This is a genomic window from Micromonospora rhizosphaerae (assembly GCF_900091465.1).
Classification (GTDB): Bacteria; Actinomycetota; Actinomycetes; order Mycobacteriales; family Micromonosporaceae; genus Micromonospora; species Micromonospora rhizosphaerae.
In genome coordinates, this window is the sequence record NZ_FMHV01000002.1 from 420,159 (window position 1) to 434,438 (window position 14,280).

The 14,280-nt window shown below is 67.4% G+C and carries 15 protein-coding genes and 1 tRNA gene; 10 read left to right on the forward strand and 6 right to left on the reverse strand.

Annotation, left to right across the window (positions count from 1 at the left end; genetic code table 11):
* Nucleotides 1-106: 106 nt before the first annotated feature.
* Nucleotides 107-1,288, reverse strand: coding sequence for a D-alanyl-D-alanine carboxypeptidase family protein (locus GA0070624_RS02105; RefSeq protein WP_091336158.1), 1,182 nt, complete (start codon nt 1,286-1,288; stop codon nt 107-109).
* A gap of 1,429 nt (nt 1,289-2,717) precedes the next feature.
* Between GA0070624_RS02105 and GA0070624_RS02115 the strand changes: the two genes are divergently transcribed.
* The 4 genes from GA0070624_RS02115 (at nt 2,718) to GA0070624_RS02130 (ending at nt 5,306) form a co-directional block, all read left to right on the forward strand.
* Nucleotides 2,718-2,933 carry a hypothetical protein gene (locus GA0070624_RS02115; RefSeq protein WP_091336160.1) on the forward strand — a complete coding sequence of 72 codons (216 nt, stop codon included), beginning with the start codon at nt 2,718-2,720 and terminating at the stop codon, nt 2,931-2,933.
* Between the two features lie 184 nt (nt 2,934-3,117).
* On the forward strand, nt 3,118-4,140 hold the full coding sequence (locus tag GA0070624_RS02120; RefSeq protein WP_176731561.1) for a zinc-dependent alcohol dehydrogenase family protein: 1,023 nt from the start codon (nt 3,118-3,120) through the stop codon (nt 4,138-4,140).
* A 324-nt stretch (nt 4,141-4,464) separates the two neighbouring features.
* Entirely contained in the window at nt 4,465-4,629 is a 165-nt protein-coding gene (locus GA0070624_RS02125) for a hypothetical protein (protein ID WP_218105098.1), read from the forward strand.
* Nucleotides 4,630-4,991: 362 nt separating this feature from the next.
* Entirely contained in the window at nt 4,992-5,306 is a 315-nt protein-coding gene (locus GA0070624_RS02130) for a hypothetical protein (RefSeq protein WP_091336162.1), read from the forward strand.
* Nucleotides 5,307-5,478: 172 nt separating this feature from the next.
* Here GA0070624_RS02130 and GA0070624_RS02135 read toward each other — a convergent pair whose 3' ends face one another.
* Nucleotides 5,479-6,858: a low temperature requirement protein A gene (locus GA0070624_RS02135; protein WP_245718624.1), complete on the reverse strand. Its 1,380-nt coding sequence runs from the start codon at nt 6,856-6,858 to the stop codon at nt 5,479-5,481.
* Between the two features lie 418 nt (nt 6,859-7,276).
* On the opposite strand from GA0070624_RS02135, the gene GA0070624_RS02140 reads away from it, so the two are divergent.
* The 4 genes from GA0070624_RS02140 (at nt 7,277) to GA0070624_RS02155 (ending at nt 9,617) form a co-directional block, all read left to right on the forward strand.
* A complete protein-coding gene (locus GA0070624_RS02140) occupies nt 7,277-7,690 on the forward strand; it encodes a biotin/lipoyl-containing protein (RefSeq protein ID WP_091336164.1) in 414 nt (137 codons plus the stop codon).
* Nucleotides 7,691-7,881: 191 nt separating this feature from the next.
* Nucleotides 7,882-8,172, forward strand: coding sequence for a barstar family protein (locus GA0070624_RS02145; protein WP_091336166.1), 291 nt, complete (start codon nt 7,882-7,884; stop codon nt 8,170-8,172).
* 416 nt (nt 8,173-8,588) lie between these two features.
* Nucleotides 8,589-9,005 (forward strand): hypothetical protein, encoded by a 417-nt coding sequence (locus GA0070624_RS02150; RefSeq protein ID WP_091336168.1) that lies wholly within the window; start codon nt 8,589-8,591, stop codon nt 9,003-9,005.
* Between the two features lie 285 nt (nt 9,006-9,290).
* Nucleotides 9,291-9,617, forward strand: a complete 327-nt coding sequence (locus GA0070624_RS02155) for a hypothetical protein (protein ID WP_091336170.1) — start codon at nt 9,291-9,293, stop codon at nt 9,615-9,617.
* 184 nt (nt 9,618-9,801) lie between these two features.
* Here the strand turns inward: GA0070624_RS02155 and GA0070624_RS02160 are convergent, their stop codons facing one another.
* The 3 genes from GA0070624_RS02160 to GA0070624_RS02170 all read right to left on the reverse strand — a co-directional run bounded on the left by GA0070624_RS02160 (nt 9,802) and on the right by GA0070624_RS02170 (nt 12,024).
* A complete protein-coding gene (locus GA0070624_RS02160; protein ID WP_091336172.1) occupies nt 9,802-10,221 on the reverse strand; it encodes an ASCH domain-containing protein in 420 nt (139 codons plus the stop codon).
* A gap of 361 nt (nt 10,222-10,582) precedes the next feature.
* Nucleotides 10,583-10,999: a group I truncated hemoglobin gene (locus tag GA0070624_RS02165; protein WP_218105099.1), complete on the reverse strand. Its 417-nt coding sequence runs from the start codon at nt 10,997-10,999 to the stop codon at nt 10,583-10,585.
* Between the two features lie 608 nt (nt 11,000-11,607).
* Nucleotides 11,608-12,024 (reverse strand): hypothetical protein, encoded by a 417-nt coding sequence (locus GA0070624_RS02170; RefSeq protein WP_091336175.1) that lies wholly within the window; start codon nt 12,022-12,024, stop codon nt 11,608-11,610.
* 6 nt (nt 12,025-12,030) lie between these two features.
* Between GA0070624_RS02170 and GA0070624_RS02175 the strand changes: the two genes are divergently transcribed.
* Nucleotides 12,031-12,633: a site-specific integrase gene (locus tag GA0070624_RS02175; protein ID WP_245718625.1), complete on the forward strand. Its 603-nt coding sequence runs from the start codon at nt 12,031-12,033 to the stop codon at nt 12,631-12,633.
* Between the two features lie 73 nt (nt 12,634-12,706).
* Here the strand turns inward: GA0070624_RS02175 and GA0070624_RS02180 are convergent.
* A tRNA-Thr gene (locus GA0070624_RS02180) sits at nt 12,707-12,783 on the reverse strand.
* Between the two features lie 365 nt (nt 12,784-13,148).
* Here GA0070624_RS02180 and GA0070624_RS02185 point away from each other — a divergent pair.
* Entirely contained in the window at nt 13,149-14,240 is a 1,092-nt protein-coding gene (locus GA0070624_RS02185; protein ID WP_091336177.1) for an ABC transporter ATP-binding protein, read from the forward strand.
* The last annotated feature ends 40 nt before the right edge of the window (nt 14,241-14,280 follow it).

Below are 14,280 nucleotides of genomic sequence, written 5' to 3' on the forward strand. Positions count from 1 at the left end.
AGGTTACCGGCCCGAGGCGGCCCGGCCGGCTCTCCACCACGACTGCACGACACGATCCTCGCAGCCGAGCCCCGGTCGGGATGAGCGACAAGGGACACTTGGTTTCCTACGGTTGGCTGTCTTCTCTCCGCCCACCGATACGCCTCCGGGGAGGCGCCAGGATCAGGACGGCCAGTACGAGGGCGCCGAGGCCGAGGCTGATGGGCAACGAGAACGGTGACGACTTCTCGACCCGACCGGGGCGCTCGCCTTTGACGGCGACCATGGGTTGCTCATCCTTCTTTTCTCCGGGTGTGACCAGGCGGCCGACGGAGGCGTTGGGAGAGAGCGCGAAGCCCCAGTTGAGCAGGGCTGCCGCCTCGCCCAGACTCCCCAGCGGCGCGGTCTCCGCTCCCAGCAGGGTCACCGCGAGGCGCCGGCCGTTGCGTTCGGCCACGCCGACGTACGTCTGCCGAGCCAGGTCGGTGAAGCCCGTCTTCCCGCCGAGCGTTCCGGGGTAGCTGTCCAGCAGCGTGGCGTCGTGGGTCATCGCGAACGCCGGCGTTCCCGGGCGTGCCGGTACCTGCGCCACCCTGGTGGCCATGTATCGCCGGAAGTCTTCGCGGGCGAAGGTGGCCCGCGCGATCAGCGCGAGGTCGTACGCGCTGGTGTACTGACCGGGGCCGTCCAGGCCTGAGGGCGTTGCAGCGTGGGTCTGGTTCGCGCGCAGCCGGCGCGCTTCGTCGTTCATCGCCTGGACTCCGCCCTGCCTGCCGGCGCCGCCGCCGCCGACGCGAGCCAGCACGTTGGCCGCGTCGTTCCCCGATCTGAGGAGCAGCCCCAGCCACAGACTCTCGATCGAGTACTGGCCGCCCGCGCCCACCCCCATCACTGAACTGGCCGGATCGAGATCCGCCAGATCCTCCCGCTTCACCTCGACGACCTGCTTCGGGTCGAGGCGCGGCATCAGGGCCGCCGCCAGCAGCAGTTTCTGCACGCTGGCCGGCGTTCGGTGCTCGTGGGAGCCGCACCCACCCAGCACCTCACCGCTGTTGAGGTCCGCCACGAGCCAGGAGGTGGCGGTCACGGCCGGCGCCATCGGCGCGCCCGCAGGAATGGCCAGTCCTGCCGTCGCCAGCGCCTCCCCTCCGACTGCCCGCCGGGCGGCGTCAACCGGTGGCGGGGAAGGTGCGGCGGGCGGGGGCACCGGCGGCTTCACCCTCGGGCATGGCACGTACGGCGCGGCCGCCGCCCGCGTTGGTGACCCGACCGCCACAGCGGGCAGGACCAGGATGGCACTCAGCGTCATGGCAGAGACACGAGGGGTGTTCACGCTTACGTACGGTAATCCTCAGCACGGCGGGCGCGGGCCGATTGGAGAAAGCACGCCGCGGTGACGCCGAGGAGCCCCGGGGTCATCAACGCCGACGTCCTTGCTGGCCGACACCAGCGCGGGTCGCGGTGGCGGAGGCCAGCCTCGACGCGATGCGTCAGGTGCTCGACAAGCTCGGCGGGCCGCCCCCACGCGCGGCGGCCCGCGCCGCTGCGGCTCACCCCAGGTTGCCAGATGCACGGCGCGGGACATCGGCTCGCGGCCGATAGCCATCAACACCTCGTTCTCAAGATCGAAGCAGACCGCCGGTAAGGCACAGCGCGTTATCGACATCGACAACTACGGCCTGGATCACAGCCAGGAGCCTAGACCGGTGCCAACGATCGGCGGATGAGCCCGGCTGCGGTCAGCGTTGCTGTCAACCGATCGACTCCCGGCAGCGCCCGTCGGAGAGCGCCTGGTGAGATTGGAGCCCCCCGGCCGGGATCGAACCGGCGACAGCTCGCTTACAAGGCGCTTTCGGCAAGACTCACAGCGTCCGCTGACGTCCATGGCGTCCGGCCCGGCGGCGAGACCCGTACGCACATGTCCGGCAACAGCCGCCGCCGTTGCTGTCAGCCACGGATGTCAAGCCAGGCAATCAGGCTGTCCCCGGCGGTCCGGGGTAGCCCAGATGGCTGCCGGCCCAACCGATGCCCCCAGGCGGTTGCTTCCACTCGCCGCTGCGCCTCTTCGAGATCGATAGGCGAGGCCATCGCTTACGTGCTGCTTGCCGACTGACGCCTACCGCCGCACCAAGCTCGGGATACCCGGCACCGTACTTCACCGCCTCCTCGGCGCTAGCGGATACGAGGTCAGCGAGAAGACTGCTCATCTGCTCACCTGCCGCCATCCGCGCGAGGTGAGTCCGCATCCCCTCTACGTAGCTCGGCTTCTGATCACCCCCGCCCCGCCCATCCATATCGGAGTCCTTCAGCCGCTGCCCCCATTCGGCGGCAATAGCACCCAGTTGCCGCCGTAGGTCCTGCCGCTCGTCCTGGGTTAGATCCCGCATCACTGACCCCCTCGCTAGTGACCTCGCACTTCAGAGTCCGCCTGACAACCAGGGTTGTCAACGGCTGAAGCGGGGCAGTATGCGCGGCCGGGCTACGACCCCCGCCGGGGGGAGCCGGACACATAACGGTCCGGTAGGCAGGTCGCGAGCCTCGGCCGGTCGAGCGAGGGCTGTGACGGTGCCGTGGGTTGCTGTACTTGCGTCCTGTACGGCAGGGATCGGCAGCGGCTGCTGACCTCCGAATTACGAGTCGGCTCCCGCTGCTGGTCCACCGCCAGGTCCTCCCGCCCAATCCGACGTCAGGGTCCGCGATCTGAGTACGACGCCAGGCACGCTGGTGCTCGGGGGCGCATGACCCGACGCGACATCTGGCTGCTTTCGGACGGCCAACTCTGGCGGGTCCGTGGCCGCTTCGGCGGTGACGGAGGGCAGGAAGTCTCGTACGACTTCCCGGATGAAGTATCGGCGCGCTCGATGGTGGCCCGGATGGTGAAGACCTCGGCGGGCACGTGGCGGGATCTCACGGAAGCCGTCCGGCAGGAGCCCAGCCGCAGGCAGACTCAGTAGCTGAGCCGCAAGCGGGCACGGCATCGGGCGGGGCAGCGCGGGAAGCCGCTTGAGGGGTCCTGTTATGCCCTCCCAGTGGGGCTGTCGGCGGGAGTTCCATGGGTCAGGAAGACGTGGATGCTGCGGCTTTCAAGACACGGCTCGGCACCGCAGGCGCTACGTAGAGAGCAAGGAGAAACACCCGATGCGTGGAGTGATCATGCACACCGCCGGTGATGTCCGGGTGGAGGAGCGTGACGATCCGAAGATCATCGAGCCCACGGACGCGATCGTCCGGCTGACCGCCACGTGCATCTGCGGGTCGGACCTGTGGCCCTACCGGGGGGTCGAGCCTGCCGACCACCAGGTGATGGGGCATGAGTACGTGGGCGTGGTCGAGGAAGTCGGCTCGGAGGTGCGGAACGTCAAGGTCGGCGATTTCGTTGTCGGGTCGTTCGTCATCTCCGACGGCACGTGCGAGATCTGCCGGTCCGGCTACCAGTCCCAGTGCGTGCACCGGCAGTTCGTGTCGCAGACGATCGGCACGCAGGCCGAGAAGGCGCGTATCCCGTTCGCCGATGGCACCCTGGTGCCCACGCCGGGGCACCCGGACCCGGAGCTGATCCCGTCGCTGCTGGCCGCCTCCGACGTGCTGGGCACCGGCTGGTTCGGCGCCGTGGCAGCCGAGGCCGCCCCGGGCAAGACCGTCGCGGTCGTCGGTGACGGCGCGGTCGGCTTGATGGCGGTCCTGGCCGCCAAGCAGCTGGGCGCGGAGCGGATCATCGCGATGTCCCGCCACCCCGAACGGCAGAGACTCGCTTTGGAGTACGGCGCGACCGACATCGTCGAGGAGCGCGGCGAGGAGGGCGTGGCGAAGATCAAGGAGCTCACCGGCGGGCTCGGCGCGCACTCGGTGGTCGAGGCCGTCGGCACCCAGGAATCGACCCTGCAGGCGATCGGGGCCACCCGGCCGGCCGGGTACATGGGCATCGTCGGCGTGAACTATGAGGTCGCGATCCCCGGCATCCAGCTGTTCTTCCCCGGCATCCACGTGCACGGTGGTCCTGCCCCGGTCCGCCGGTTCCTGCCCGACCTGATTCAGCTTATCTGGGAACGCAAGATCGACCCCGGTAAGGTCTTCGACCTCACCCTGCCGCTCGACCAGGCGGCGGAGGGTTACCGGGCGATGGACGAGCGGCGCGCCATCAAGGTGCTGCTCACCGTCTGACCAACCCCTCACGCATTTCCGCCCGCCCCGCAGCGCCACGGCGGGGCGGGCGGACGCGTTCCCAACGAATCCGGAAGGAACCAGCCGCTTGCGGCGTTGGCGGGGTACTGACGGGACCCCCCAAGCGACTAGGAAACGTGGCTACCGTGGAAGGCATGAGCACGAAAGACGAGGTCAGAGAATTTCTGATCTCCCGTCGCGCCACGTGACGCCAGAACAAGCGGGCCTTCCCGACTACGGCGGGGACCGACGCGTGCCGGGCTAACGCCACAGAACGTTCGGCAACTGCTGACCGCGAAGCGGCAGGCGGGACTCTCGATACGGATGGTCCAGTACATCCACGCTGTATTGCGCAACGCGCTTCAGAATGCCATCCGGGAAGAGCTGGTCGCCCGCAACGTGGCCAAGCTCGTCCAGGTCGAGACGCCTGACTACGAGGTCGGCAAGGGTCTAACCATCGCCCAAGCGCAACGACTGCTCGAACCGTAAAGCCAACACGCTGCACTCGCTGTACGTCCTGGCGCTCATGCTGGGCCTCCGCCGTGGCGAACTGCTCGGCCTGCCCGGCCGCTCCGTGACGGGCACGCCGGGCGGGGTTTTGGCTGGTGAAGACTTGGAGCCCCCGGCCGGGATCGAACCGGCGACATCTCGCTTACAAGCTCTGTGCAGCACGTCCGTCCTTGTCCTGCAACGGTCGTTAGCTCGGACCACTGTCCGTCCCCGCCCTCGCTGAGGTGCCGCCGTCCGGCGCTGTTGCTGTCAGCGTTGCTGTCGACGGCTTTCCCGCCGGCCAACGCCTTTCGAGAGGGCCTGGGATGATCAAGAGAGCTGGCTTGTTCTAGGAGGCGGGCGTGACCCTTGTCCCATGGGCGGTGCGGCGCGAGCACCGCTACAACCACATCCTGCACATGCTGCGCATCGAGGACCGCCGCCGGGCCGGCGAGCCGATCCCGGCCGCCCAGATGAAAAAGCTGGACATCTGGCTGGGGAACCTGAGGGAGCAGAACGCGGTCGTCCACTACGACCCGGACACCGAGCAGGGTTGGTGGCTGGTGCACCGCCGGCCTGGGGTGGACGACGACCTGATCCGCGTTCCCGATCGCGTTACCCGTCTACTTGGGTCCGGGGAGCAGTCGGGCTGGCGCTTGGGAGAGCAACCTACGTGACGTGAGAGAGCTCCACTGCGTTCGGACGACGTCCGGATTACTTCACCTTCGGTCTGGCGGCCTACGCTCCCGACCCCCGCCGGGGGGAAACGGAAACAGGCTGCCGACCAGTGAAATCGGGTGTCAAGCACCGCTGAAAATCGTCCGCTGCCTGCCGTTGGCTGACGGGGCTTCACAACCTTGGCCGCAGCCTTCGCTGCCTTCTTGCTGCCTCTACCTCAGCCGGGGGCATCCGTTGCGGCCCACCTAGCGCTGTGGCGAGGGCGCCTCGTCTGGGTGTCTCCATTCGCGTATGCCGTCCCACGCCGTAACCCCCGGCCAGGACGACGGCCGCGGCGGTGGCGACGATCACCGGCGCCCGGCCGACCATCGCCGGCGTCAAGGCGACAAGCGTGAGCAGTCCGATCACCCGGGACGGGGACACCCGGGCGAACACTTCGTACTCGAGGCGGGACCGCCCGGCCAGGAACAGCGCGGGCCCGCCGAGGATGACCGCGAGCCACAGCGGATCCTGGTGTCCGCGCGGTTGGTCGATGACTAGTGCGTAGCCGACGCCGGTGGCGAGAATGCCGGTCACCATGACCAGGTGGGTGTAGTACCCAGACTTAACGAGGCGGTCTGGATGGGGAGCGGCCTCGATGGCGGCGGGGAACACCGTCCCGGCGCGGTGGAAATAGATTCGCCACATCAGCACGGCGGTGGCGAAGGACATCACGGTCGGGGCCACCCGGTCGGGAGTGAACTTGTCGGCGAATGTCACTCCCGTGAGCAGGATCGTTTCGCCGATCGTGATGATGATGAACTGCTGGTAGCGCTCGGCGAGGTGCTTGCCCGCGAGTCTCCAGTCCTCCGCTCCGGTCCGACCAAGCCCGGGTACGAGCCAGCCGAGTACGAGTCCCGTGTAGTCCAGTGCGATCGCTAGCGTCCAGAGCACCCCGCGCGCGGGACTCTGCGGGAATAGCACCGCTCCGACGATCCAGGGCACGGCGGATAACGCGGCCCAGCAAAGGTGTCGCGCGGGGCTGTGCCGCCCACGGTCACGCCGGGCAAGCAGGAGGATGACGGGCTTGCCGACCTGGATGGCGACGTACGTGACCGCGAAGACCACAGCTCGATCGCCGAACGCATCGGGCAACGTGACCGCCATGATCATGCTGCCGAACATGGTCCAGACGACCAACAGCTGGGTCACGGGTCGTTGTGGATCGACTCTGCTGGTCACAAATGCCGCGTGGACCCAGATCAACCACAGGGCCAGTAGCAGCAGCGTCGTCTGACCGACTTCAGGCAGGATGATCCGACGTTCCGTGGTGAAGTCCTCAACCAGGCGCTGCGAGAATCGGGTGAGCACGAAGACATAAACCAGATCGAGGAGCAGCTCCCCCTCACGGCCATGCAGCAGCCCGCGCGAGCCACCGATCGTCATCTGCCGCTCATCTTCCGTCAGCTTGCCCCAGTATTGACCCAGTCGTACCACGCCGCTCGGGGCCTCCGACACATGTCGGCCAGGCGTCCATCCCTCGCCCGCGCCGATCGCTATCCAGTTGGTCACTCAGGCGGAAGTGTCAGGCGTTCAAGCGGAACCCAGAGCCGCTGTCCGCAGACCAGCAGGAGCGCTTCCCTCGGAAAGGGACGGCCCCCCACTAGGGGCTGGTCGCCCCTGTCAGGCAGTGTCAACAGGCCGCGTCGTGTGCGCGCACGTCGGTCAGGTGCTGCTCGTTCCGCCCGTCATCGTTCGCGTGGCGAGCGGCTTGCTGACTCGCTGCTGGCTACGCCTGGCTTCGACGTCTCGCTTACAAGCTCTGTGCAGGTCGTTCGGCGGCGTCCGGCGGCGTCTGTGACCTCGGGCGATCGTCTGCACTAGTCCGCCAGCGGGCGTTTTCGTCTAGGCCGGTTGCTGTCGCCATAGCTGTCGACAGCAACCGGCTGGGTCCTGTGCTTGACTTGACGTCCCCCATTCAAGGAGCGGCGTGAGGTTGCTGCACGCGTTATGGAACATCGGTGCACCACTGGTCGGCCTCGCAGTCATGATCGCCTCGGCCATCGGCGCTCGTAGGCGACACCTTGCACGAGCCGCTGTCGACACACGGCCTTGGCCAAGCCTGCCCGACGGCACAACGGCAGTCGAGATGCCTCCATTAGGCAAGGGAGTCACAAGCGCGACCGTTGTCCGGCTCATGAAGCACCTGGGCGACCCGGTGCAGGTCGGTGACGTGGCAGCGGAAGTGTCAACCGACAAGGTCGACACCGAGATCCCAGCAACCACCGCCGGAACTGTCGATGCTGTGTTCGAAGGCGATGAAGTTCCGGTTGGATTTCCGCTACTCGCCGTGAGTCCGTCAGCCGTGCTGCCACATCTGGCCGACGACCCACCCTCAGCTTGAGAATCGGGTTGATCTACACGGTGGGTAGTTGCAGCATCAGGGAGATCGCTGCCGAACGTTGATCGTCGGGCAGATCACGTGTCCGTGTCGCCCCGTGTTGACCGCTGCGTCGGGCACGGATCGGGCACGGGCCTGGCCCAGACGAGACGTGCGTCGGTGGTGTAGCTGCCAGCAGGGACGGGTGAGGTCACGTGCTCTTGGAGATTGACGGCCGCGAGGTGCGAACCGAAGTCGACCTTCACCTACTCCTGGCCCGTGCTCTCGACTTCGGGCCGTACTACGGTGCGAACCTAGATGCTCTGTGGGACCGACTGAGCAGGGATGTTCCCCGCCCGGTCGCCGTGGTCTGGACTGACTGGCAGCTCAGCGAGAGGAATCTCGGAGCGGAGCGATTCGGAAGGATCTGCGGCCTCCTGCGAGCCGTGGAAGCCGAGGACCGAAAGGCTGGTCACGAGGATCGTTTCACGTTCGAGTTGCGATGACCTCTTCGTCCCGAAGGAACCGCCAGGGGCTGATGAGCTGCGCGAGCAGCAGCAGTGAGTTGCCCGAACGGTCCGTCAGCGTCCATGGACGTCCAGCGGTGGCTACGTCCGTCGTCACTCAGTTGGTCACCCAGCCCGAGCGCCAGGCGGGAAGCGAGACTTGAACCCTGAATCCCTCCGCGGTTTGTGGATCGGCTCAGATCGGGCGGATCGGCGTCCTGACCCAGGCGAGGTCTCTCGCTTCCTTTCAGCGGTTGACAGTCCTTATCGGCGTCAATTGTGCCCAATGATCTTGCCGGCCTGTCTGCGACCGAGGACCGCCTGATGACGTGACGATTCTCAAGTACCGGGGCCCCCGGGCGATAAGTACGAGGGCTCAGGCACCCGGTCGCGTTGGCCAGGGAGGATCAGGGATCATGACGACGCACTTCCGATTGGCACTGTCCGGCGCACAACTAACCCTGCTCGGCGGCCTGCTCCTGGCGGCGGCGACGGTCGGCACCTGGCTCGCCTGGCTGAGCTGGAACACCGGCTACCGGATCGACCCGGAGACCGGCGCGCGCAGCGGCCCGTACGCGGTGTGGCAGGTGGCCGGGTGCGTGCTCACGCTTGCCGTGGTCGCCGCCGCCGGTGGCTGGTGGCTCAGCCCGTGGCTGGTCGCGCCGGTAATGGCGGTCGCCTTCACGGTTCCCTGGGCCGTGCAGGCCGCGTCGATCGATGGCAGCGGGCTGTGGGCGGTGGGCGCGATGTTGGTGCTGATAGGCACGGCGGCCGGCAGCGGGGTGGTCAGCCTGGGTACCCACCTGGTCCACCGGCGACTGACCGGCTCGTGACCCGGCACCGCCGCGGTACCTACCCTCACACCGCTCCTGCCGCGAGTGCCGCTGCGGCCCTTCTGTAGATGTCAAGCTCCGCCGGCCGTCTCGCCGGCGGAGCTTGCCTACTTCGTCCCGAACGCGGGTACGGGATGTCGTCGGATGACGTCTGGTGTCGTCCGACGCCTCAGAGCATGGGGCGTCTGCTGCCTTGCGTCGTTCCCTGCCGCCCGCTGGTGATCGTCTCGCTGCCTCTTCGCTGCTTCCTTGCGCCGCTCCGCGCCGGAGATCTAGCCTGCACGGATGCCGACCGAGACGCGCGGCACGATGCATGGGTGGATCTGGCGCGGGAACCTGCTGCCGTTCGTCGAGACGATCGCTGATCTTGTGCGGTACCGGCTCGACGACAGCGGGCTCACCGCCGGAGTCGAAAGCTCCGATGCCGACAACGACCTCTGGTTCACCTTCGTTCTAGACGGGCAGCCGCGCGTCGAGATGCACTTCGCGGGCACGGACGACCAGGTGCTGGTCGACGTGGAATTGGACGGCACCGACGAGTCGTTCGAAATCAGGGCCGCCCTATTGCTCGACCTCTGTAGCAGCTACCGCCTGACTCCCGAGGCCAGCTGACCTGACCTACGCATTACGAGTCGGTAGCCGGGCGCTGGTCCGCCGGCTGGTCCTCCTACTCGACCTGATACCCCGGTCCGTGATTGTCCGCTGTTGTTCGCCGGTTTGGCTGCTCGCTTAGCTGCTCGGCGAGCCCTGGAGGCTTCGTGGCGGTGTGAGTCGGAAAGACCGCGAGCCAGTCGGATCAAACGGTGTGCACCAGCCGGAAACGCTGGGCCAGCACCAGGGTGTCGTCGTCGACGGTGAAGCCGGGATCGCCCAGCTCCGCGCGCACTTCCTCGCTCTGCCAGAACGCCTCGTGCCCGGCCCGCCACTGCGCCACAGACTCATCTCCCTCGCCCTCATCGAGGGCGTGCTGCAGATCGACATCGGCGAGCCGGACCACACGCACCTCGGTCAGCTCGATCACCGCGACGGGCCGGCCCTCCGAGTCCACCACCGCCGATCGCTGGCCGACCTGAGGCAGCGGCTCGTTCGCGCACTCGTATCCGAGCACAAGGCTGGAGGTCGAGGACTTCGCGCCGGACAGGATGGCGGCCACCAGCTTGTCTCGCAGCGGCCCGGGGAACGCGAACTCCGCCAGGGGAAGATCATCGAGATTCATGCGGGAAGGGTAAGTGAACCGGCGAGCCGCCACTGACTGATATCTCGCTTACAAGGCGCTTTCGGCATGAGTCGCAACGTCCGCTGACGGCTGCCACCTCCACCCTGGCCTCGCCGTGCGTGCGAGTACGTCCGCCGCTGTTTGCGACGGTTGATGTCAGCCGTGGATGTCAGCTCGCGGAGCGGCAGGCGAAAGAGCAGGGCGGGCGGCTAGAGGAGCGGGAACGATGGCCCGGTGCGGTGCTTGACGCCAGCGATGTCGATGATCGGCCTGGGGGTGGCCGGTCCGTCAAAGCCCTATACCTCCCGCGGGCCTTGAGCCACCTCGCCTAATTAGCACGGCCGTGACCTATCTCCCCAGCTCACAGAGCCGGTCCCGGTACAAACGCCGACGGCAGTGGGGTTCCGACCTGGGGCGAATCCACTTCGACAATCTCCGGCTTCATTGGCCACAGCATGTTCAGCAGCTCGTCCTGTTCGGCTTTTCCGACCTTGAAGTCGTCAAGCGTCGCGACGAGGTCCTCCATGAAGACATCGAACTCGCCGCTGGTCACGCCCATGTTGGTGTGCGTCTCCTTCATGTCTCGCCCGGTGTAGGTGCACGGCCCGCCGGTGCCCTGACACATCTGGTCAACGAACTCCTTCGTCAGTCGGTCCAGGTTGGTCCGGGCGAACTTCTGGTTGATTCGGTCGTCCTTCGCCACGCGATCTTCAAAGGCGCGGGTGACTGCCGTGATGGCATCGGTTCCGCCGAGGCGTTCGTACAGGGAACCATCCACTGCTCCCACCTCCCGTGTCGTTGTTGCCTGCGATCTTGGGATGGCTCGCTAGGGCCTCTCGCAGTTTAGCGACGGCGCCGCTACGTTCCGTGACTAACCGCCAGTCTGCCCCAAGGGGGGCCCGGCGAGGCTCGCCAAGGCCGACTATCCCCGATGCGGCTGGCTAAGCCGGGCCGGTTGTTGACGGGACGCGGGCCGGTCACGGGTGGATTCAGCGGCACGTGACGCACCGGTCGATCCGCGGTCACCGGCGCGGGCATGGGCGGATCCAGCGGCGCGGACGGTTGTTCGGCCTCCGCAGGTTCGAGCCTTACGTAGGCCCGGACGGGCTGGTCCTCCGCTCGTAGCGGCCTGGTGCCCCCTGCGTCCTGGTCGTTGTCCTGAACGTTTATGCAAACGGCTGGTGTCGGGCCGCCGCTGTTGTCCAGCTCCGTGCCACCTGCCGGTTGACCCCCGTCTGGGGGAGCCGGATAGACGTAGTCAGCGCGTACCGATGCTTAGCAACCAGGCCCGGACCACAGCCGGCGCCAGCGGTTCTGTAATACGTCGTACCGACCGATGTCGAGCGTCTTGCTGCCTCGCCGCTGCCTCTGGCCCTGGGCTTCGCTTCAGCCGGCGGTAGAGCTACCCATCAGCGCGGCCATGTACGCGGTTGCTAGCGCCCGAACTGTTTCCTCTGGAAGGGCTGCCTGCAGAGCATCAACCGCGAGATTGACGCCGAAGGAGCGCCGCCGGCTGAACATGTCCTGTAGCCACTGCACTCCGTCACGCACGCTCGCCCCAGCAGTCTCATCGTCGGCGAGTTCACGCAGCCGCCGACCCACCTGCTCCGCCGGTTCCGCCTGCATCAGCCGGAGCACGTCACCGGCATCCTTCGGCTTGAGCCGGTCCGGTCGCTGCGGCCTGAACGACTGCATCCGGTCGTGCAGTTTGTGGGCCTTGGCGACTAGCAGCGCCGCTGTGCCCGCAACCGGCACCAACAACTGTCGGCTGTCGAGGCCCGGCTCCAGGCTGGAGATCAACACATCGCTATGATCGGCGACGGCAGCCTCCAACTCCTCGCCGCTGCAGAGGGACACCGGCTCCACGGGCTCTACGTCGTTGCTGCCACCATGGGCCTCCGGCGGGGGGAACTGGTCGGCCTCCGCTGGTCGGATGTCGACTTGGACGAGGGCACGCTGAGGGTTCAGCAGACCGTCCAGCGGGTCGCCGGGCAGCTCCACGTCCTGGACGCCAAGACCGAGGACTCCGAGGCCGTGTTGCCGCTGCCCGAGGTCACATGGCTCACCCTGCTTGAACATCAGGAACAGCAGAATGTCGAGCGGGCCACCCTCGCCGAGGTCTGGGCGGACCACGACCTCGTCTTTCCCACCGAGCGTGGCACGCCGATGGAGCCCACCAACCTCAGCCGCTCCTTCGCCCGGCTCCGCGAGGCAGCCGGCTTGCCCGGTGTCCGCCTCGACGATCTGCGCCACACCGTCGTCTCCCTGCTGATGGAGCTCGGCGTGCCGCCGCACGTCGTCCAAGCCATCGCCCGGCACGCCGACGTCAAGATCACGCTGAAGGTCTACGCTCACGCCAACCTCGACGCGATGCGTCAGGCACTCGGCAAGCTCGACGGGCGGCTCTCGTGACCCCGGTTGCTGTCAGCGTTGCTGTCAACCGGTCGGCTGGCAACAGCGTCCGACGCGAAATACCTGGTGGTGTTGGAGCCCCCGGCCGGGATCGAACCGGCGACATCTCGCTTACAAGGCGAGTGCTCTGGCCAGCTGAGCTACAGGGGCGCGTGCTGTCGTGGTCAGCATAGCGACTGACGTCCGAAATTCCCGCTCGGCGGACCTCCCGAGCACGGAAAACGTCAATTTCCCGACCTCCTCGCCGAGGGATCGACACCGGAACCACTCGTCGGTCGAGGGAGGTTCGTGCCTTCCGGTGCCTGACTGGCCCGAATGGGTATGGTCTCGGTCCCACCCCCTGCTTCGCGCCTTGGCAGCGCCGTAAAACCCGTTTACCGTGCAGTGACACGGACGACACTCCGGTCTGCCTCGGCTGCCCGGGCGGCGCCCGTTGACCGGCACCGCACGGCGCCGGTCGCTCCTTCACTCGGATCGTCCGGCACGTTCCTGCCGGTGAAAGGAAGCGCCCCACCATGGCTACGGTCACCTACGCGAAGGCGTCCCGGATCTACCCGGGCACCGAGCGCCCCGCGGTCAACCAGCTCGACCTCGAGATCGGCGACGGAGAGTTCCTCGTCCTGGTCGGCCCCTCCGGTTGCGGCAAGTCCACCAGCCTGCGCATGCTGGCCGGTCTGGAGGACGTCGACGAGGGTGCGATCTACATCGACGACCGGGATGTCACCAACCTGCCGCCGAAGGCCCGCGACATCGCGATGGTTTTCCAGAACTACGCCCTCTATCCGCACATGACGGTGTACGAGAACATGGCGTTCGCGCTCAAGCTGCGCAAGACCTCGAAGGCCGAGATCGACCGGCGGGTCAAGGAGGCGGCCGGGCTGCTCCAGCTGGAGGAGTTCCTCAGCCGCAAGCCGAAGGCGCTCTCCGGCGGCCAGCGCCAGCGGGTCGCGATGGGCCGCGCCATCGTCCGCGAGCCGCAGGTCTTCCTCATGGACGAGCCGCTGTCGAACCTCGACGCCAAGCTGCGCGTGCAGACCCGTACCCAGATCGCCTCGCTGCAGGCCAAGCTCGGCATCACCACGGTCTACGTCACCCACGACCAGGTCGAGGCGATGACCATGGGCCACCGGGTCGCCGTCATGCTCGACGGCGTGCTCCAGCAGGTGGACACCCCCCGGGCGCTCTACGACACCCCCGCCAACGTCTTCGTCGCCGGTTTCATCGGCTCCCCTGCCATGAACATCAAGACCGTGCCGCTGACCGAGCAGGGCGCCTCGTTCGCCGAGATGAACATCCCGCTGACCCGGGAGCAGGTCGAGGCGGCCCGCGCCGAGGGTGGCGACGGCAAGGTGACCGTCGGCTTCCGGCCGGAGGACTGCGACCTGGTCAGCCCGACCGAGGGCGGCATGCCGGTCGTGGTCGAGCTGGTCGAGGACCTCGGCTCCGACGCCAACGTCTACGGCCACGCCGCGCTCGAGGGCCTCAACGAGCGCTTCGTCGTCCGCACCGACCGCCGCAGCATGCCGAACATGGGCGACACCGTGTTCGTCAAGCCGCGCGCCGGCCAGAGCCACGTCTTCCACGCCGTCACCGGCAACCGGATCTGACGTACGGAAAAAGGGGCGGCCCGCTTCGGCGGACCGCCCC

Bases quoted from the DNA above. Each gene is read 5' to 3' on its own strand.
- GA0070624_RS02155 (WP_091336170.1), top strand. From the start codon at position 9,291: ATGCCGACCGAGACGCGCGGCACGATGCATGGGTGGATCTGGCGCGGG.
- GA0070624_RS02120 (WP_176731561.1), top strand. From the start codon at position 3,118: ATGCGTGGAGTGATCATGCACACCGCCGGTGATGTCCGGGTGGAGGAG.
- GA0070624_RS02175 (WP_245718625.1), top strand. From the start codon at position 12,031: ATGATCGGCGACGGCAGCCTCCAACTCCTCGCCGCTGCAGAGGGACAC.
- GA0070624_RS02150 (WP_091336168.1), top strand. From the start codon at position 8,589: ATGACGACGCACTTCCGATTGGCACTGTCCGGCGCACAACTAACCCTG.
- GA0070624_RS02125 (WP_218105098.1), top strand. From the start codon at position 4,465: ATGGTCCAGTACATCCACGCTGTATTGCGCAACGCGCTTCAGAATGCC.
- GA0070624_RS02115 (WP_091336160.1), top strand. From the start codon at position 2,718: ATGACCCGACGCGACATCTGGCTGCTTTCGGACGGCCAACTCTGGCGG.
- GA0070624_RS02160 (WP_091336172.1), bottom strand. From the start codon at position 10,221: ATGAATCTCGATGATCTTCCCCTGGCGGAGTTCGCGTTCCCCGGGCCG.
- GA0070624_RS02185 (WP_091336177.1), top strand. From the start codon at position 13,149: ATGGCTACGGTCACCTACGCGAAGGCGTCCCGGATCTACCCGGGCACC.
- GA0070624_RS02105 (WP_091336158.1), bottom strand. From the start codon at position 1,288: ATGACGCTGAGTGCCATCCTGGTCCTGCCCGCTGTGGCGGTCGGGTCA.